We start from the raw sequence: 19,697 nt of genomic DNA, 5'->3' as shown, positions 1-19,697 counted from the left end.
GGCCCCGCGCTGTTTCTGGCGTTTCAGTTCAGATAGGTGACGGGGCTTTGATGGCGGCGTTGCTCGATGAAGATGTTGCCCTTGCCACCTTGCTCCTTAAGGCGTTTCTTGGCTTGCTTCTTGGCCTCGGCGGCGGCAGCCGCGACTTCGCGGTTGGATTCGAATTGCAACGGGCCCACCTTGACGATCCCGATCGATAGTGTGGGCAGTGGAATGAGCCCCAGTTCGCCACGCCGGTTTTCTGCCAGGTAACCGCCTTGGGTCTGCTCATGCGGGCCGACCATCTTGCTGACCATGTCACTGAAGCGGTGCACGATGTCCTGGCAGAGGGTTTCCCAGTGCGGGCTCTGGAAAATGACGAAAAAATCATCGCCGCCGATGTGGCCGACAAAATCATTGCGGGTGTCGGCGATTTCGCAGATCAACCGGCCCAGTAGCTGAATCAGGTCATCACCGCGGCGGTAGCCGAAATGGTCATTGAAGGGTTTGAAATTATCGATGTCGATGTAGGCAGCGACGCACTCGACCTCGGCAGCAAGAATCCGGTCGATATGCTCGTTGATCGGTACGTTGCCGGGCAGCTGGGTGAGTGGGTTGGCATAGCGGGCGGCGCTGATCTGCATTTCGGTAATGGTTGCCATCAGGTCCTGACTGTTGCCGATACCGAGATAGCGGCCGTTGCCGGTAACGATGAAACCGTCGAGCAGGGAATGCTTGGGCGCCTGTGCCAGCATCAGGGCGAGCTCTTGCACGCTGGCGTATTGATCGACGATGAGCGGGGTATGGTCCATGAACATTTCACACCCCTTGGCGCCGTAGAGTTCGCGCCGGAATGGGCGGGCAAAGCGGTCGATCAGGCTTTGCCGGCTGAGCAGACCGACGGGTTGTTCGCCCTTGACGACAGGCAGGACGGAAAGTTCGGGTTCACTCTCGAAACGGGCGACGGCGTCGTCGTTGCTGGCGCTCAAGGGCAGTGGTGCAACCCAGCGCAGCAGGGCGCCGGCGGTTGCCGTTTTACCGTAGCCGAAGGCGTGCGGCATGACCGAGACCTGACGCCGATCGAGTGCCGCCAGGGCGTGTTCCGGAAGCGTGAGCGGGGGCTGTGTCGTGGGGCGGGCGATGAAATAACCCTGGCCGCAGGCGATCCCCATCTCGCGCAGGCAATTGAAATCTTCACTGCGTTCGATCCCTTCGGCGACTAGTGCGGCATTGCAGATCCCGGCCAGATCCTGCATGGCGCGTACGAAATGGTACTTGATGCGGTCATCGGCGATGCCATGTACAAAATGCTTGTCGATCTTGACGAATTCCGGCTGCAACTCGGACCACATGCGCAGGTTGGCGAAACCTTCACCCAGATCGTCGATGGCGATCTGGAAACCGCGCCCGCGATAGTGTGCAAGCACCGCGTGGATGTCCGGTAGATCGGTCACACGCTGTTGTTCGGTCAGTTCGAGCACGATGCGATGGGCGGGCAAACCGATTTCATCCAGTAGCGCCTGGGTGTGTCCATTGATCAGCTGCGGATCGAGCAGGCTGCTCGGCGTGACATTGAGAAACAGCCGCCCGCCCAGGCCGAGGCGGGCAAAGGCGCGCAGGCTTTTGTCCCGGCACAGGCGTTCCAGCGGCAGGGTCAGTTCAAGTGCGCTGGCAGCGGCAAACAAGACGTCCGGCCTATGCAGTGGGCTGTTTTCCGGGCCACGGATCAGGGTTTCATACCCCAAAATCGTTCGCGTCCGGAAATCGATGATGGGCTGGAATACGGGGGTCAGCAGGGAGTCGTCCAGAATGCGGCGTAATTCGGAAAAATTGGTGTCGTGCAGAATGGCCATGAGTCTCGTGTCACGGTAAAGATGCCCGGAGTGTGCCGGGGGCGTGTTTCAATCCTGTGACATTGCGCGCCGGCTGCCGCAGCGGCAGGATTTGGTTTTCTCCGCCACTGTCGGTAAACTGCACGCCTCTGCCGAGGGGCGCTGCGACCTTGAAATTTTGAGGGCCAGGCTCGGCATATTTCAACGGCGCTCGCAAATCCTGTATCGACACTGGTTTGCGGCGTTGTCTGTTGTGCTGCCGCAGCCTCTTGTCGTTTGAAACGAGTTCAATCGAGATGACCATGCTCCAGCCAGACCGCACTGCCCAACTCCAGACTTTGCTTGCCCAGCGCCTCCTTATCCTCGATGGGGCGATGGGGACCATGATCCAGCGCCACAATCTGCAGGAAGCCGATTACCGTGGCCAGCGCTTTGCCGAGCATCCGCACGACCTGAAAGGCAATAACGACCTGCTGGTGCTGACCCGGCCAGATGTCATCGGCGGCATTCACCGCGCTTATCTGGAAGCCGGGGCCGATATCCTGGAAACCTGCACGTTCAACTCGACGGCGGTATCGCAGGCGGATTACCAGCTGGACGGCATCGTGCGCGAGCTGAACCGGGAAGGTGCTGCGCTGGCCCGGCGCCTGTGTGACGAATTCAGCGCCCGCACGCCGGACAAGCCGCGTTTCGTTGCCGGCGTACTGGGGCCGACATCGCGGACATGCTCACTGTCGCCGGATGTCAATGATCCGGGTTACCGCAACGTCAGCTTCGACCAGCTGGTGGGAGATTATCTCGATGCCGTGCGCGGCCTGACCGAGGGCGGGGCGGACATCCTGTTGGTGGAAACGGTATTCGATACCCTGAACGCCAAGGCGGCCTTGTTCGCCATCGAACAGTTCTTTGAAGAAAGTGGCCGGCGCTGGCCGGTGATGATTTCCGGCACCATTACCGATGCTTCCGGGCGCACCCTGTCCGGACAGACTGCCGAAGCCTTCTGGAATTCGCTGCGCCATGTGCAGCCCCTCTCCTTCGGCCTGAACTGCGCGTTGGGAGCGAAGGAATTGCGCCAGTATGTCGAGGAGCTGTCGCGCGTCTGCGATTGCTATGTTTCCGCGCACCCCAACGCTGGTCTGCCCAATGCCTTCGGCGGTTATGACGAGACGCCGGAGGAGTTGGCGGCTGAAATCGCCAACTGGGCAGCGCAGGGTATCGTCAATATTGTCGGTGGCTGCTGCGGCACCTCTCCTGAGCATATCCGCCAGATCGCGCAGCGGGTGGCCACCCTGGCGCCGCGCGTGCCGCCACAGATTGCGCCGGCATTGCGCCTGTCCGGTCTGGAAGCCTTTAACGTCACTGCCGACTCGCTGTATGTCAACGTCGGCGAGCGGACCAATGTCACGGGCTCCAAAGCCTTTGCCCGCATGATTCTGGAGGGCCGTTTCGACGATGCTCTGGCAGTGGCGCGGCAGCAAGTGGAAAACGGCGCGCAGGTGATCGATATCAACATGGACGAGGCGATGCTGGATTCGCTCGCGGCCATGGACAAATTCCTCAAGCTGGTGGCTTCCGAGCCGGACATCTCGCGGGTGCCCATCATGCTTGATTCCTCCAAATGGAGCGTGATCGAAGCCGGGTTGAAGTGCATTCAGGGCAAGGGCATCGTCAATTCGATTTCGATGAAGGAAGGCGAAGCACAGTTCCTGGCGCAAGCCCGTCTGGCACGTCGTTATGGTGCGGCGGTGATCGTCATGGCGTTCGATGAGCAAGGCCAGGCCGACACCTTTGCCCGCAAGACGGAAATCTGTGCCCGTGCCTATGAACTCCTTACCGGGATTGGTTTTCCGGCGGAAGACATCATTTTTGACCCGAACATCTTTGCCATCGCCACCGGCATTCCGGAGCATGACAACTACGCCGTCGATTTCATTGAGGCGGTCCGCTGGATCAAGCAGAATCTGCCGCATGCGCATGTGTCGGGGGGCGTGTCCAACGTCTCTTTCAGCTTCCGGGGCAACGATCCGGTGCGCGAGGCGATCCACACGGTTTTCCTTTACCACGCCATCCAGGCTGGCATGACCATGGGCATCGTCAATGCCGGCATGCTGGGCGTGTATGACGATCTCGAACCCGCCTTGCGCGACAAGGTCGAGGATGTGGTGCTCAACCGTCACCCCGGGGCCGGTGAGGCATTGGTGGAGTTTGCGCAGACGGTCAAGGAAGGGCGGAGCAAGGAGTCCGGGCCGGATCTGAGCTGGCGCGAGCTGCCGGTGGAGAAGCGCCTAGAACACGCCCTGATCAAGGGCATCACCGAATACGTCGTGGCCGACACCGAGGAAATCCGGGCCCAGCTGGCCGCCGCAGGCAAGCCACCGTTGGCGGTGATCGAAGGGCCGCTGATGAATGGCATGAATCATGTCGGCGACCTGTTTGGCGCCGGCAAGATGTTCCTGCCGCAGGTGGTCAAATCGGCCCGTGTCATGAAGCAGGCAGTGGCCCATCTGGTGCCGTTCATCGAAGCGGAGAAGGCGCGATCCGGGCTGGGGGCCAAAGGCAAGATCCTGATGGCCACGGTCAAGGGCGATGTGCACGATATCGGCAAGAACATCGTTGGCGTGGTGCTGGGCTGCAATGGCTACGACATCATCGACCTGGGCGTGATGGTGTCGTGCGAGAACATTCTGCACGCCGCGCGTGAACACAAGGTGGACATCATCGGGCTGTCCGGCCTGATTACGCCGTCGCTGGAAGAAATGGCGCACGTTGCTGGCGAGATGGAGCGCCAGGGCGTCACTGTGCCGCTGCTGATTGGCGGCGCCACCACCAGCCGCGCGCATACGGCGATCAAGATCGCCACCAATACGAGTAGTCCGGTGGTGTACGTGCCGGATGCCTCGCGGGCGGTGGGTGTGGCGACCAAGCTCTTGTCCGTCGAACAAAAGGCCGGTTTTCTGGAGGAAATTGCCGCCGATTACGACCGGGTGCGGACGGAGCATGCCGGGCGCAAGGGGGCGACGCTGGTCAGTCTGACCGAAGCCAGGGCCAATCGTTTCACGTGGAACGAAGCGCATGTGCCGGTCAAGCCGGCCCAGCTGGGGCGTCAGGTCATCGATATTCCACTGGCGGAGCTGGTGCCGTTCATCGACTGGTCGCCTTTCTTCCGCAGCTGGGATCTGGCGGGCCGTTATCCGGCAATCCTCAGCGATGCGGTGGTGGGTGAGACAGCCAGTTCGCTGTTCCATGACGCCCAGGCCATGCTGGCGAAGCTCATTGCCGAGCAATGGCTGACGGCCCGTGCCGTGTTCGGCCTCTATCCGGCGCGCAGCGAGAACGAAGACATCGTGTTCTATAGCGATGAAACGCGCACGGTCGAAGCCGCCCGCTGGGTCGGCTTGCGCCAGCAGATCAAACAACCGCAGGGGCGGAGCAATACGGCACTGGCAGATTTTGTCGGCGATGCCGCGCAACCGCCTGATTATGCAGGCGCTTTTGCCGTGACCGCCGGTTTGGGCATTGATCCGCATGTGGCGGCTTTCGAAGCAGCCCACGACGATTATTCAGCAATCATGCTCAAGGCACTGGCCGATCGGCTGGCTGAAGCTGCTGCCGAATGGCTGCATTTGCAGGTACGTACCCGCTACTGGGGGTATGCGGCGGATGAACGTCTGGATAATGAGGCGCTGATCGCCGAAAAGTACACCGGCATCCGACCGGCGCCGGGCTATCCTGCTTGCCCGGATCACACCGCCAAGCGTGATCTGTTTGCTTTGCTCGATGCCCCGGCCATTGGCATGGCGTTGACGGAATCCTGCGCCATGACACCGACCGCGGCGGTCTCCGGCTTCTTCATCGGGCATCCGGCAGCCAAGTATTTCGCCATTCCAAAAATCAGCCGCGACCAGCTCGAAGACTGGGCGCAACGCAAGGGCATGACGCTCGGTGAAGCCGAGCGCTGGCTCGCCCCCTTGTTGTAATAGCGAGGAAAACAGCAACATGCAGCATCTTGATCCAAGCGCAGCGTATGCGTATCTGGCCGAGCATCCGGAGGCGGTACTTGTCGATTGCCGCACGGAAATCGAACACATGTACGTTGGTCACCCTATCGGTGCCGAGCACGTTGCCTGGCAGGAAGCGCCGGACTGGGAGGTTAACCGGCATTTTGCCGAGCAGGTGGTGCGTCTGGTGAAGAAGGATCTGGCGCGTCCGGTGCTGCTCATCTGCCGTAGCGGCAAGCGCTCTGTGGATGCTGGTCTGGTGCTCGAAGCGGCCGGTTTTACGCAGGTGATCAATGTGACCGAGGGATTCGAGGGGCCACTTGACGACAACTTTCACCGTGGCACTCAGGCCGGCTGGCGTTTCCGTGGCCTACCCTGGCAGCAAAGCTGAATTCCTGCCCAACGTGCGCCGGTAGGCGAGCGCTGCCAGACTGCCGAGCAGCAAGGAGCCGGCCATGCCGAGGGCGAGGGAGAAGGTCGAATCCCACAGCAGGGGCGCGATCACCGCTGCCGTCAGACCGTTGGCGGCGGCCTGGAAAAAAGTCTGGCAGGAAGCGGCGAGGCCGCGTTGCTGTGGGAAGGGGTCGAGTGCGAAAAGCGTCAGGCTGGGCATGGCCAGCGCCATGCCGCAGGTGTAGAGCGCAATCGGCAGGATGCTCCACGGTAGCCCGGGCGGCAGGATGCCACTCAGTAGCAGATTGAGCAGGGCAGCTGCGCCCATCACCAGGTGCCCGTAATAGACGGCTTTGCCCGCTGAAACGCGCCCGGCCAGCCGGCCAGCCAGCCAGGAGCCGCAGATCAGACCCAGCATGCCGGGGCCGAACAGCCAGAGAAAGGCAGTTTCCGGCAGGTTCAGGTGGCGCATCAGGAACACCGGAGCGGACAGTACGTAGAGAAAGAAGCCGTTGAAGTTCAGCGATAGTGCGGCACAGGCAAAGAGGAACGGTGGCGAACTGAATATCTTGCGGTAGGCACCGAGCAGATAAGCGGGTCGCAGGGATTGGCGCTTTTCCGGCGGCAAGGTTTCCTGCAGCTGGTAGGCGCAGAGAAGTAGCAGCAGCCCGCTTGCCACGACTAGGAAGCCGAACACCGAACGCCAGCCCCAGGTGGCCTGCAGCCAGCCGCCGATGAGGGGGGCCAGGGCGGGGGCCAGGGCGAACATCATGCTGATGTTGGCCATCAGCCGTTGTGCCGGTGCGCCATCGTACAGATCGCGGACGATGGCGCGGCTGATGATGATGCCGGCACCGGCGGTGACGCCTTGTAGCCCCCGCCAGAACCAGAGTTGGCCGATGCTGGTGGCAAAGGCACAGCCGAGCGACGCCAGGGCGAACAGGCCCAGGGCAATGAGGATGACACGTCGGCGCCCGAAACGGTCGGCGATTGCGCCGTGCCACAGGGTCATGGCGGCGAAGGCGAACAGATAGGCGGACAAGGTTTGCTGCACCTCCAGCGGTGTCGCCTGCAGGCGTGCGGCGATATCCGGAAAGGACGGCAGATAGGTGTCAATGGCGAACGGGCCAATGGCGGAGAGTGCGGCCAGGAGCAGTGCCAGGCCGCGTTGGGGTGCTGCGTGCAGGGTCATGCGTGGATGTCGGTGGTAAAGCGGCGATATTGAATTGCTTCGCGCAGGTGGGAGGGGAGGATCGTTTCACTGGCAGCCAGGTCGGCGATGGTGCGCGCCAGTCGCTGGATTCGATGCCAGGCGCGGGCAGAAAGTTGCAGCCGTTCCGCCGCCTGTTGCAGCAGGCGCATTCCTGCATCATCGAGGGCGCAGAATTGGTCGATCTCGCGACCGGCGAGGTGGGCGTTGGCTTTACCCTGCCGCCTCTGCTGCTCTATCCAGGCGCGGCTGACGCGCGCGCGTACCGTGGCAGAATCTTCGCCGTCTGCCGTGGCTGCGAGGGTGGTGGCAGGGAGCGGCGGGACGTCGACGAAAATATCGATGCGGTCGAGCAGTGGCCCCGAGAGTTTGTGGCGATAGCGGGTTACCTGATCTGGCGTGCAGCGGCAGCGCGCCTGGCCGAGATGGCCGCAGGGGCAGGGGTTCATCGCCGCGACCAGCTGGAAGGCGGCAGGGAAATCGGCCTGCCGACCTGCCCGGGCGATATGGATGCGGCCGCTTTCCAGAGGTTCGCGTAGCGTCTCCAGCACCTTGCGGTCGAATTCCGGTAGCTCGTCGAGAAAAAGCACGCCGTGGTGAGCCAGACTGATTTCACCGGGACGGGGCGGGTTGCCTCCGCCCACCAAGGCCGCGGCGGAAGTCGTGTGATGCGGTTGGCGATAGACGCGGGTACCGTAGCGGCCAGGGTCGAACTGGCTGGTGAGGGAGAGGATGGCGGCGGAGGCGCGGGCTTCTTCCTCGCTCAAGGGCGGCAGCAGGCTGGGTAGACGGCTGGCCAGCATGGATTTACCTGTACCAGGCGGTCCACTCAGCAGTAGCGAATGGCGGCCGGCGGCGGCAATTTCCAGCGCCCGGCGTGCTTGATGCTGACCGCGTACGTCGGCAAGATCGGGAAACACGGCTTCACGGCGGGCAGCATCGGTTTCGGGTGCCGACAATTGCTGTGCGCCATTGATGTGAGCGCATACTTCAAGCAGCGACCTTGCGGCCAGGAGATTGCCCTGGCCACACAGGCTGGCTTCTGCGGCGCTTGCGGCAGGCAGGATGAAGCAGCGCCCGTCGCCGCTGGCCTGCAGCATCATGGCCAATGCGCCGCGGACCGGGCGCAGTTCGCCGGAGAGGGAGAGCTCACCGGCAAATTCGTAACCTGCCAGGCGGCTGGCGGGCAATTGACCACTGGCGGCGAGGATGCCGAGGGCAATAGGCAGGTCGAAACGGCCGTTATCGGATTGACAAGTTAACACTTGCTTAGATAGTTTTTAAGAATATAATTGCATTATCCTACAAGTAAATAATAAATGCCCGATTACGGTTACAAAGTCGTCTATGCCGATCCCAAACTGCTCGGCGAAGCAGGGTACGGGGCGCTCTCCCATCAGCCCTTCATCCTCGATCCTGAGCCGGGCTATGCCCGGCTACCGAATCAATTCCTGATCGACCGGGGCTTGGGGTATTGGGAACCGAAATGGCGCGGCGAGAAAAGAAACCCCATCCCACCTAGCCGCGTATCCATGCTGAACTTTGCGCGCTGGCTTGCTAACGCGCTGGAATGGGCTGACACGCGATCCGTCGACCTGATGCGCGGCGACTATGTGAGCGATCTGATTGGCCGCTACCAGCAGGAAATGCTGAAAGGCATCTGGTCGGCAGACAACCGCCCGCTGGCCCCGGAAACCGTCAATCCCCGCGTGCAGATCGCTCTGGAATTCCAGATGTGGGCGGCAGACAAAGGTCTGCGTCCGGCCTTTGTCATCCCCACCACCACTACGACCTACATCGCGGGCAGTCACGACAACAGCCGCAGCCACGAGGCCAAGGTCGTGCAATCCCGCAAGGGTAAGGTCAAGGTCAACAAGCGCACCCTGTCCTTTCCCTCAGTGGAAGAGATTGAGGCATGGCGCGAGCGCGTGCATCAGCGCCCGGTGGTTGGTGCCACCGAAGGGCTGATCGTTGACCTGATCCTGAACACCGCCATACGCCGCGAGGAAGCCGCTTGTTGGCGGATGGATACTCTTCCGCTCGATCCCAAGGAATGGAAGATCGTTAATCCCGATCAGCCGGAAGAAGCGCAATCCGTCATCGTGACAATCCGTTACGGTGCCAAGGGCAAGCAGTACGGCATCGATCATGACGACAAGATTGGACCGGAAGGCGAGATTCACGTTCCACTCTGGATTGCAAAGCGCCTGCACGCATATCGCAACAAGGAGCGGCCAATGGCGCTCAAGCAGCGGCTCAAGGGCGTGAAGCCTGCCGAGGCACGTCGCATCATGGAGGAAACCGTTCATCTGTTCCTCAATCCGGTGACGGGGCTACGCTACACGGGCGACCAAATCTATGCGTTCTGGAGCCGCGTTCAGGGGCCTGAACATTGGTCACCGCATCAAGGCCGCGACTGGTGGGCTTGCCGCTACCTTGAAGAGCGTATGAAGCAGCACGCCGAATTGATTGAACAGGTGCTCAAGACGCCCAACATCAGCATAGAGCATCCCATGGCGTTGGCCTTGAGGGACACTGCGACGACCGTCATTCAGATGGAAATAAAGCCACAACTGCGTCACGCCAGTTCGCGCACCACGGAAATTTACCTGCATTGGCTGTTTGCCAAGATGCGCGTGCCGCTCACCATGACGCGGCAGTGGGTGGAGCTGGACGAAGGGGACAGCTCTGAGGATAAAGAATGAGCATCGGAAAGAAGAACAAAGACCACCTTAAGGCACATGGGAACGTCTCTCGAGTCGAACAAATCGTCTCGTTAAAAAGCAACGATCCCCTACGTTTCTGGACCAATCACCCCACCGAGAACACTCTGGTTGATCTACATCCTTTTGCATATGGTGAGGTCGCCAATCCTCATCCCCTTGGACCAAAGGCCGGAGTTTGGGGGGGGGCCTTCACTGGTCGCCCAAATCTTATTGCCGAACTGGCCCCTTCAATTGAGGCACGCTGCGTATTGCTAGGCTCTGGTTCCGTCAAGCGATATACCTCAGCATTGCGGGCTTGGTGGCGGTTCTTTGATCATTTTGAAAATGACCTAGCCCGAAACGGAAGCAGAATTGAGCGAATAGATTCAGTAAACCAATTAAATGAGATTCAGGAAGCCGCAGCTCATCGTCAAGGTTTAGGAAACAAGAATTTCGTAACATTCATCTCAATAGTCAATGACGCACGGAGGCTGCTGCGGATACCGGCCCTGCTATGGGTGCCACCAAAATCAGGTGAGCCGATACGAAACCTAATCTCCGACGAACAGGCGCGCGAACTCAAGGTTGCACTCAAGCAGGCATGGGAAGTTGTGAGAGGCGCTTGGGCAAAAAATGACGTGATTCGTGCCGAGGCTGAGAAGCGACTCGCGGGCGAACCTCCCACTGATCTAGGTGAACAGGAAGAGCGTCGGATCAAGAATTGGCATCACTTTCGGGAGATTCAAAAGAAAACTGGAGAAACCTTGCCGTCAGCAGAGCAACTCATAGGAAATTGGAAATCTCATCAATCGTTGAGCGATCACGGACTGGCGTTTTGCGAAATGCGAGCAGTTCTGTTTCCTACTGTTGAAGAAGCAGAGGTTGCATATCACCTTGCCTTGATGAATAGCGGGTGGAACCCAAGCACGCTGAGCAATCTGGACGCCACCTCTCCATTCTTAGTAGCCGACCATCCCAAGGACCAACGGCAACTTGTCCTATCGGACAATAACGATCAGGAAATCACATTATCGTCAGACAAGCCGCGCGCACGAGGAAAGACACAGTTCTGCTCTGCGCTAAAAAAGAACGCATCCAGCACCCCAATGATCGTCGCAAACTACCTCGTCCGCGTTCATTCCCTAAGAGAGAAGCTGAAACAGGACTACCAAGCGGCCAGTTCTGAACTAGCACGCACGCTTGCAAATGGTGCAAACGAAGAAACAATTGCCAAGCAAGTAAAGCACGTGCAGGAACTTCTAAGAGGTTGCCGCAGCGTCTGGTTATACGTTGATCGAAGAAATCAAATCAATTGGATCGATGGTATGAAGCTACCCAGATATGAGCGTAAAGGAGAGCCGCGGCCCATAACCTACCTTGGCTTGGTTGTGGAGCAACTCAACCAGAAGCGACATAAGCAGGGTAAGCCCGCTATCCCTCCGGTAAAACCTTCGGACTTCCGTGACATCTATGCCCGGTGGGTCTACAAGCAGTCAGGCGGCAACATCTTAGCCGTGATGCTCGCTCTGGGACATTCAAGGGTCGGTAGCACCGTCAATTACCTCGAAAACAACATCTTCTCCTCAGAAAACAATCAACAAGTGCGCCATTTCATGACAAGCCTCTTTGCGGAATTGGGGAAAGGAAGGGTTGATCTAACTATCCTCGCTCAACTCGTGCGTCATGGTCCACTAACGCCAGAAATGGAAGCACGACTAAATGAATATCGCAAATTGATGAAGAGTCGCATCGGGGCAGGATGCGCTGATCCTCGACACCCACCCGAATCTATCGCGCCGGACCACAAAGCGGGCCGACTGTGCGGAACACATCGGTGCCTAAAGGATTGCCCGAATGCAAAATTCCTTCCCGAGTCATTGGATGGCATCGCAATGCGCGTTGAGGAATTGATAGCAATGTTCGATCACCTGCCCCGCGAGACATGGTTGCGCGGGGAGTTTGATGCGGAGTTAGGTGTGGGCGAATACCTGCTTGAAACGCTTTACCAAGTCGACTTCGTGGCAGCTTCGCGCAAGAAGTGGAAGAACCGAATTTTGTCCGGGGAGCACTTAGTTCCAGGTCTTGGGTACGTTACAGACTTTGAGGAGGCAATATGAACGCCCCAGGATATTTGCAAACTGCTAACTCAAACGACCAAATTCACGAAGGATGCCTCGGCGCCCTGCAACACTTTCGAGCGGAAGATATCCAGCATCTTGAAGCAAACGATCTTCTCTTGGCTCAGGAACTAGTCGGTCATGGCAATCTCTGGGGACACTGGCAAACATCAAAAGCGTTAGCACCAAGCACGATGGCGGCAGCACTACGAGACATCGACTTTGCTCGGCGCTTGCAAGCTTATCTGGCGAAGGAAATTCCCTCAGCAAGCCCTGTTGATCTTCTGGTTGATGAAGGCGTACTGACGCTTACACGCCTTGCCCTGCTCATGCGCTTGGTTCCATCGGGTCGACACGGGCATCGGAAGGGAATGCGCCCAAAGCCAAGCAGCATTGCGACTCATCTTTACACAATCTGGCCGTGTATTACCGCTCGCGCGATACGGCGCAAGGCAGGCGATCCAAGCGCAGTCGGTCTATATCGGTGCCTTACCGAGGCGGACATGCACGAGCTCAGTTCTGACAATGCCACAAGAATCGAACTAGAACGTCTGGATACATTTGTAGCGAGAGGTGTTTGGTCCGATACGCGACCATTGCCAGATATTCGGCAGACGACCAACCCCAGTCGACAGTCGGCCACTAATCCGCTTCAGAATAAATCGGAGCCGTTCATTCCATTTCCAGAACACTGGCTTGCCGAGATCGGCCCACGCGTACTATGGGTCATACAGGAACTGGGCCCACATCTTCTACGCCTCTTAGAGCAATTACCGCAGGCGCTTCAGGACATAAACTGGACGGTTACCAAGGGGGCTATCGGTAAGCGCATTCAGGCACACATTCGGGCACATATGGAGCACAACCCATGGACCGACCGGGCTGGAAAACCGCTTTCCCCCCCATTCCCGCTATCAACAGCCAATGGCAAGCAAGGCGCCGACCAACGTGAATGGCCGCCACGTAATTGGGAGCATATCGTTACTCTGTGCATCACGCTTCAAGCGGCCCATCTCTTTGTCACGTTGCTCGCTAGTGCGGGGCGGATTGGAGAAGTCACTACCCTTTCGCGTGGTTGCATATCCATCGGACACGATTCCAACGACTATCTAAACGGATATACCTACAAACTAACTGGCAATCTATTTGGTGATGCTCGGCAGTGGCCGGCTCCGGAGATTCTTCGCCAATGTCTGGGACAGCAAGAGCGACTTGCAACGGCTATGGACTGGCTGCCAAGGCGACTGGAAGATGGGCTACCTTCATCACCTCGATTTGGAAACAGCTTGTGGCTGAGTATCAGCGTCGGCGGCTCGGCTGGCGAAAATGCTCAGGTTAACGTCAATCAAGCCCTCTACTATTTTGCCCAGCGGCTAAACATGGACACCAAGCCTGGCGGGGCTAATGTCCACGCCCACCGCTTCCGCAAGACCATCGGCCGCCTCGCCGGAGTCGCGCTGTTCAACTCACCCCTGGTACTCAAGCGCCTGTTTGGCCACAAGAGCATCGAAATGACCCTGCACTACATCCTCTGCGATCCGGGCGTGCGCGAAGAAGCAGAAAAGGTACTGCGCGAGCTGCGCATCATGCACTGTGCCGAAGCGCTGGAGGAGATTCACGAGGCCATGAACAACGGCACCGCCTTGCCCGCGCACGGTGGCTCCGGCACGGCCCGCCTGATCACCGCCGTTCGCAACGAAGATGCCAAGCTCAATGAATCCGGGCGCGTCTGGACCGAGGGTAGTGCCTACGACCTCGCACTCCTGCTCACCATGCAAGGTCAGGGCTGGCGTCTGATCAAATCCAACATCGTCTGCTCCAAGGCGCCCGGCGAGGATGGTCTGTGCCAGAAGAAGCGATCGAAGGGCGAACCCAATACAGCCAACTGCCAGCCGCAATGTGACAACCGGATCGTCTTTGCCCGCAGACGACGTGATGTGGAACAGAGCATCGAACAGTACCTCGACATTGCGCGGCAGGCCCGCGACGATGGACAACTGCTGGTGCTGGCCGCGACCCTCGACAACGCGCAGGACGAATGGGTGAACTTCCCTGATCTGGCAGCAAAGTACCAAACAGATCCCGAGGTTCAATCCCTGCTCGCGCTGTGCGAGGAGTCCAAACCTGTTGCGGAGGCCGCATGAGTGAACAGCACAAACTTGCCGCCGCCAAACGCGGTGCCGTCCGTACCGAAAAGACGCTCCGTCAGGTCGACGATGCCATTCGCGGAATCGCCGGCGACATGGCGAACAACGGCGGTATCTACCCGCACAATGGCGGGGCCGTATCGATGGCAGAGATTGCCCGTCGCGCCGGAATCAACGAGGCGACGTTCTACAAGAAGGACAACACAGCGCTCAAGGAGCGTGCGGCACTCTGGCTCGATACCCTGAAGAAGAAGGAAACGGTGGGGCGCATGCGTGTGCGCAAAACCTTCCAGGAGCGTGCCGAGAGTTGGAAGGAGAAGTACGACGCCTTGCAGAACCGGCACATCATCACCGAACTTGACTTGCAGCGGCTTCAGGCCGAACACGAAAAGCTCCAGCGCGACTACGACGCCCTGCTGGAACAGATGCGAGCCGGTGCCGCCAGCAAGGTCATCCCCATCACGAAAGGAAAGCGCTGATGCCGCGCCCGTCCGTCATCCCCGGCATCAAGGCTCGCCTCGAAGCATGGCTGGACGAGCGCGATGGTGCCTACCTCGCCCAGCCGGAAGCCACCCGCCAGCCCACCCTGCCCATGACGCCCGATGGCAAGGTCAATGTCCGCGCCGTGGCCCAGGCCATCGATCTCAAGCCCACGCAGGAGAAATACCTGTTCGAGCGCGAGGAGTTGACGCAGCTCATCAACTGCGTCGCCGAAGGGCAAGGGGTGCTCACCATCGGCGCTCGCGTCAACCCAACTGATGCCGACAAGGCGATCAAGCAGCGGCTGATCCTCCAGTCCAAAACAGTGCAGGAAACCTCGCAGGCGGCCGTAGAAGCGATTTCCGCCCGTGAGGAGCTGCTGGGCCGCATCCAGAGTCTTTCAACCGAACTGGCGGCCTCTAAAGCAGAAAATGAACGCTTGCGTGCCCAACTCCAGGCGGTCGAAAAGGGTGTGTGGGTGACGATCCAGTGAGCGCAGGGTTCGCCTTTGCCGAGGATGTCACCGTCACCCGCGTGGTCTCCACGTTGGAGTACGGCGCGATCTTCGTCGGCGAAACGCCCGCAGGCGACAAGGTGCGCGTGCGTTACCTCGGGCGCACCGAGTTGCCGGTGGCCGGTGACACCTTTGCCGTCAAAGGTCAGTGGTCCAACTACACCGACAAATTCAAGCGCCTGCACCGTCAGGTCGAAACCAAGCTCATGAAGCGCCGGGCGGTGCTGGGCGATCTGCTTGGCCCCTTCCTTCAGCGCGTCCCCAACATCGGCCCGCAACGCGCTGAGCGGTTGATGCAGCGCTACGGCCATGACCTGATCCACGTCCTGTCCGATCCCGCCCACATGGACGACGTTGCCGGCGTCCTCGAACCCGACAAGCCGGCACTGGCTGCCCGCATGACCGCACAGCTCTTCTCTGCCATGGCAGAGAAGTCGGCAGCGGACCAGGTACGGCTGGCCGAAGCCGAATTCCTCGTCTTTCTGGAAAAGCTTGGCCTGCGCGAGCCGCGTGTCGCCAACCGTCTGTGGCGCTTCTGTGCGGGCGTCGATGCCATCAGCCGCCTAAGAAGCAACCCCTACCTCGCTGCCTACCTCACGGAATGGAAGGTCGCGGATCGCGTCGGCAAGCACGTCTTGCGCGACGCGGTGGCCGCCGAGGAAATTGAACGTCACCCTGCCCGCCTCATGGGGGCGCTGGCGAGCGTTTGGCGCGAGATATTGAGCGAAGGCAACAGCGCTGCCACCGAGCCGACGATCAGGGAAATGCTCGCCCTTCGCGGTGTCAATGCGGAACTAGCCTTGCAGCACGCCGAACGGAACGGCAACCTTGCCAAGCGCGGCGAACTGTTGCGTGCGCCAGGCGCGGCGTGGCTGGAAGAGGAAGTCGCCCGAATGCTCAAGGACATCAAGGCAACGCCCGCCCGTCTGTTCCTGCCCGACGAGCAGCGCCTTACCGCCCTGATCGCTGATGCCGAACAGGCGTGCGACCTCACCCTCACGAGCGAGCAGGCGGCTGCCTTGCGCAAACTGATCTGCCTTCCCCTTGCCGTCCTCCAGGGCGGGGCTGGCGTGGGCAAGACGACCGTCATGAAGGTGTTGGCCTACATCTGGGAGCGCCAGCGCGGCAACGTCGTGTTTGGCGCATTGGCGGGCAAGGCCGCACTGCAACTCTCCCGAGGGGCATCGTCCCACGGTGCGCCCCGGCTTGCCTACACCCTGGCCCGCCTGATCCAGATTCTGGACAACCCGCCTGACAACCGCCGACCCGAGGTGGAGTTCAATGACAGGACGCTCCTGGTCATCGATGAGGCGGGGATGATGGACACCCCGACGTTCTATCAACTGCTCAAGCGGCTGCCCAAGGGCGCGCGGATTCTGCTGGCCGGTGATGATGGGCAATTGTTCCCGGTTGCCTTCGGCAAAATCTTTCATGACCTCGTTGAGGAGGGTTCGCGTGTCGCTACTTTGACCAAGGTGTTGCGCCAAGCCGAGGGCAGTGTGATCCCCCTGGTGGCCCAACAGATCAGAAGCGGCATTGCGCCCGTCCTGCCCCTGTGGAATGGTGAGCCGAGGGGCGTGTACGCCATCGACGCAGCGCAAATGGACACCCTGCATCGCAGCGACGATTTCATGCTGATTGCGGCGCGACGGCAGACGGTGGATGCCTGGAACGAGGTTGAATCTGCCAAACGCCGAAGCGACAGCACCCCGACGCGCCGCCTTGGCCCGCTGGCTACCGTCGCCGGCGGTGACCCGATCATCGTCACGCAGAACCGCTACAAGCACGGGTTGTTCAATGGCTTGCTCGGCACCGTCGTTGCCATTGATGGCGAGCGGGTGCAGGTTCACTTCGATGGAGAGCAAAAACCCCGCGAATTGCCCCAGGAGGCAGAGGCGGATGTCGAGTTGGCCTACGCGATCACCTGCCACAAGGCGCAGGGCAGTTCTGCGGCGACGGTGGTGCTCATGGCTGGGGATGGTGCGCTAGTGACACGGGAATGGCTTTATACGGGCGTTACACGGGCGCGCGAGTTGGTTTTGCTGAACATCGTCGATCAGGACCGGTTCGGTGAAGCGATAGCGCGGCGGGCAAACAGAACGACGGGGTTTGAGCTATGACGAGCGAAGGCGGGGTCAAGGGTCGTGGAATAAATGGGAGGGGCCCGCGCAGCGGGAGGGTACCCGTTTATGCCGCGAAAGCCCTTGACGCCGATGTAGCGACCATGCTCCCGGCTGCTGGGGTGGGTTGGTTTTTAACCCGCCCCGGCTGCCTCACGGCGAGTGCGGGGTTTGGGGCAGAGCCCCAAGGTCTGGGTTCGGCCATGAGCCGTCGGTCGAGGGCTCCTTACAATTTGGTTAGCTAGGGCCTCGTCCGCCTCCGCCGAATGGCTGGTATTCGGCGAACAATTTGCCGGTGGCACTGCCTCAACCCGGCCAGGAGCCGCCATTCGTCAAAGCATCAAACCTGCCTTTTGGATGGCCGCTGCATTTCATGAGCTGACGTTGAACAAAATCACACTGCCATCCAAGCCGACCTTGAGTCTGCGCTCCGACTCCGTCGGCAAATCAATTCTCAAAGGCCTTTCAGCACCTGACGGCCTCGAACATCTAATGACGCGTATTGCGTACCTTTACTCCTGCCCTAATGTTGATACAGGTGGAGATTCAAGCCATTGGTACACCGTTTCGAATAGTTTGGATGGGTCCGTCGGCTTAGTCATGAAGTCGTTCATCCCAGCTGCCAGACACTTTTCACGGTCTTCAGTAAAAGCGTTCGCAGTCATCGCCACAATCGGAACAGTGGCACAACTCGACATTTGGCGAATTCCCTTCGTGGCGTCCATGCCATTCATGACGGGCATTTGCATATCCATCAGTATCAAGTCATAGCGAATTTCACGTGCCATTTGTACAGCTTCTGCCCCATTATCTGCTGTGTCGATGCACAGACCAATATCTTCCAAAAGTCCCCGAGCAATTTCTTGGTTGATTGGCTCATCTTCTACGATGAGGATTCTTTTGCCTGAATGCTTGCTTTGAATAAGCTCAACGCAGTCACCGAGAATCTCTTCTTGTCGTTGTTCTTCAGGCGCCTGAGCTTTACCAAAATAAGCGGTCAGCCAGAACGCGCTACCTTTTCCCTCGGTACTGTCCAGGCCAACTTTTCCGCCCATCATGTTGGCAATCCGTTGTGTGATAGCGAGGCCTAGGCCCGTACCGCCATGAGCTCTGGTTGACGAGTTGTCAGCCTGTTCAAAGACTTGAAAAACCTTCTGCTGTTCTGGCTCAGGGATGCCAATGCCGGTATCACTCACTGAAAATTGGATGTGGTAGCTCGATTCATGCTCTTCGGCCACACTGGCAGCCAAAGTAATTGAGCCAGCATCGGTAAATTTCAACGCGTTCCCGAGGTAGTTGACCAATGCCTGCGTCAACCTGACAGGGTCTCCGTGCACCGAATGAGGAAGGTTCTCAGTGGTGAGCTTGAGACTGACGCCCTTTTCATGCGCACCTATCCGAATAATAGAGAGCGCCGATTCGAGTACCTCGGCAAGCACAAAGTCTTTTTTGTTCAGCTTGGTTTTTCCAGCATCAATTTTAGAGAGGTCGAGAATGTCGCTGATGATGGCCAAGAGATGCTTGCCAGAGGATTCAATGACGTTCAGCTTTTTCAACTGCTCTCCTGAAAGCGCGCTACGCCTTAACAGATGAACCATTCCCAGAATCCCATTCATCGGGGTCCGAATTTCGTGACTCATATTGGCCAAGAATGCACTTTTAGCGTTGTTTGCCGCTTCTGCTTCAACCGCACGTCGTTCAAGCGAATCATTCAATGAGATGATTTTTTCCTGTTGAAGCTTTCGAGCTGTTGTATCGACCATCGCTATGTAGATGGTCCCATCTGCAACCTGTACATAAGCACTCATCCAAACAAATGAGCCGGACTTTGTACGCACTCGGGCTTCAAAGTCTTTAATCGGAGCGCCGCCATTGGCAGAAATGAGAAGCGCACTTTCCCAATCATGACGAATTTTCAACCGGTAGTCTGTATCTGGGTAGGCGGTCACCCACCAGTTTTCCATGTCTGGGATATCTTCAACGGTGTAGCCGAGAAACTGTTCGAAACCCGGATTGAAATACTTTGCATGACCATTAAAATTGACAATGGCAATAGCTGACGGAACAATATTCATGAAACCGTTGAGCCGGCTGAGGGCTTCACTCAATGCGGCAGTGCGTTCTGAAACTTCAATCTCAAGACTTTCGTAACCGTCCGGCCACCACCGTCTTTTCGCCGAAGTTTCAATAGCTGAAGATTGT

12 protein-coding genes and 1 riboswitch are annotated in these 19,697 nt (G+C 59.0%); of the genes, 8 read left to right on the top strand and 4 right to left on the bottom strand.

What is annotated here, in order from left to right; translation table 11 throughout:
- Positions 1-23: 23 nt before the first annotated feature.
- Positions 24-1,832: a GGDEF domain-containing protein gene (locus JYJ39_RS13030; protein ID WP_205204888.1), complete on the bottom strand. Its 1,809-nt coding sequence runs from the start codon at positions 1,830-1,832 to the stop codon at positions 24-26.
- Between the two features lie 127 nt (positions 1,833-1,959).
- Positions 1,960-2,031: riboswitch (S-adenosyl-L-homocysteine riboswitch) on the top strand.
- A gap of 82 nt (positions 2,032-2,113) precedes the next feature.
- Here JYJ39_RS13030 and metH point away from each other — a divergent pair.
- The gene (metH, locus tag JYJ39_RS13025; protein ID WP_205204887.1) at positions 2,114-5,788 is read left to right on the top strand and encodes a methionine synthase; all 3,675 of its coding nucleotides are present in this window, start codon (positions 2,114-2,116) and stop codon (positions 5,786-5,788) included.
- A 19-nt stretch (positions 5,789-5,807) separates the two neighbouring features.
- Positions 5,808-6,200: a rhodanese-like domain-containing protein gene (locus JYJ39_RS13020; RefSeq protein WP_205204885.1), complete on the top strand. Its 393-nt coding sequence runs from the start codon at positions 5,808-5,810 to the stop codon at positions 6,198-6,200.
- Here the strand turns inward: JYJ39_RS13020 and JYJ39_RS13015 are convergent.
- Together JYJ39_RS13015 and JYJ39_RS13010 are read right to left on the bottom strand one after the other, a co-directional pair.
- Positions 6,180-7,394, bottom strand: coding sequence for a multidrug effflux MFS transporter (locus tag JYJ39_RS13015; protein ID WP_205204884.1), 1,215 nt, complete (start codon positions 7,392-7,394; stop codon positions 6,180-6,182). The two genes, JYJ39_RS13020 and JYJ39_RS13015, sit on opposite strands and share 21 nt — an antisense overlap.
- A complete protein-coding gene (locus JYJ39_RS13010) occupies positions 7,391-8,677 on the bottom strand; it encodes a YifB family Mg chelatase-like AAA ATPase (RefSeq protein ID WP_205204883.1) in 1,287 nt (428 codons plus the stop codon). The genes JYJ39_RS13015 and JYJ39_RS13010 overlap by 4 nt, the downstream gene beginning before the upstream one ends.
- Before the next feature lie 54 nt (positions 8,678-8,731).
- Here JYJ39_RS13010 and JYJ39_RS13005 point away from each other — a divergent pair, with 54 nt between their 5' ends.
- Genes JYJ39_RS13005 through JYJ39_RS12980 form a run of 6 tightly spaced genes read left to right on the top strand, consistent with a single transcriptional unit; the run spans position 8,732 to position 17,495 of the window.
- Entirely contained in the window at positions 8,732-10,117 is a 1,386-nt protein-coding gene (locus tag JYJ39_RS13005) for a hypothetical protein (RefSeq protein WP_205204882.1), read from the top strand.
- Entirely contained in the window at positions 10,114-12,234 is a 2,121-nt protein-coding gene (locus JYJ39_RS13000; RefSeq protein ID WP_205204881.1) for a site-specific integrase, read from the top strand. Before JYJ39_RS13005 ends, JYJ39_RS13000 begins: the two co-directional genes overlap by 4 nt.
- Entirely contained in the window at positions 12,231-14,378 is a 2,148-nt protein-coding gene (locus JYJ39_RS12995) for a hypothetical protein (RefSeq protein ID WP_205204880.1), read from the top strand. Before JYJ39_RS13000 ends, JYJ39_RS12995 begins: the two co-directional genes overlap by 4 nt.
- Positions 14,375-14,860 carry a TetR family transcriptional regulator gene (locus JYJ39_RS12990; RefSeq protein WP_205204879.1) on the top strand — a complete coding sequence of 162 codons (486 nt, stop codon included), beginning with the start codon at positions 14,375-14,377 and terminating at the stop codon, positions 14,858-14,860. Before JYJ39_RS12995 ends, JYJ39_RS12990 begins: the two co-directional genes overlap by 4 nt.
- Entirely contained in the window at positions 14,860-15,354 is a 495-nt protein-coding gene (locus JYJ39_RS12985; protein WP_205204877.1) for a hypothetical protein, read from the top strand. The genes JYJ39_RS12990 and JYJ39_RS12985 overlap by 1 nt, the downstream gene beginning before the upstream one ends.
- Entirely contained in the window at positions 15,351-17,495 is a 2,145-nt protein-coding gene (locus tag JYJ39_RS12980; RefSeq protein WP_205204876.1) for an AAA family ATPase, read from the top strand. Before JYJ39_RS12985 ends, JYJ39_RS12980 begins: the two co-directional genes overlap by 4 nt.
- 512 nt (positions 17,496-18,007) lie before the next feature.
- Here JYJ39_RS12980 and JYJ39_RS12975 read toward each other — a convergent pair.
- Positions 18,008-19,697, bottom strand: a 1,690-nt coding sequence (locus JYJ39_RS12975) for a response regulator (protein WP_205204875.1), incomplete at its 5' end; no start/stop codon positions are given.

The sequence above is a fragment of the Azonexus hydrophilus genome (genome assembly GCF_905120355.1).
In the GTDB taxonomy this organism is placed as follows: domain Bacteria; phylum Pseudomonadota; class Gammaproteobacteria; order Burkholderiales; family Rhodocyclaceae; genus Azonexus.
The sequence above is the reverse complement of the archived record's forward strand: the minus strand, read 5'-3'. Positions and strand labels throughout refer to the sequence as shown.

Coding starts and splice junctions, on each gene's coding strand:
- JYJ39_RS13030 (WP_205204888.1), bottom strand. CDS start 1,832: ATGGCCATTCTGCACGACACCAATTTTTCCGAATTACGCCGCATTCTG.
- metH (WP_205204887.1), top strand. CDS start 2,114: ATGCTCCAGCCAGACCGCACTGCCCAACTCCAGACTTTGCTTGCCCAG.
- JYJ39_RS13020 (WP_205204885.1), top strand. CDS start 5,808: ATGCAGCATCTTGATCCAAGCGCAGCGTATGCGTATCTGGCCGAGCAT.
- JYJ39_RS13015 (WP_205204884.1), bottom strand. CDS start 7,394: ATGACCCTGCACGCAGCACCCCAACGCGGCCTGGCACTGCTCCTGGCC.
- JYJ39_RS13005 (WP_205204882.1), top strand. CDS start 8,732: ATGCCCGATTACGGTTACAAAGTCGTCTATGCCGATCCCAAACTGCTC.
- JYJ39_RS13000 (WP_205204881.1), top strand. CDS start 10,114: ATGAGCATCGGAAAGAAGAACAAAGACCACCTTAAGGCACATGGGAAC.
- JYJ39_RS12995 (WP_205204880.1), top strand. CDS start 12,231: ATGAACGCCCCAGGATATTTGCAAACTGCTAACTCAAACGACCAAATT.
- JYJ39_RS12990 (WP_205204879.1), top strand. CDS start 14,375: ATGAGTGAACAGCACAAACTTGCCGCCGCCAAACGCGGTGCCGTCCGT.
- JYJ39_RS12985 (WP_205204877.1), top strand. CDS start 14,860: ATGCCGCGCCCGTCCGTCATCCCCGGCATCAAGGCTCGCCTCGAAGCA.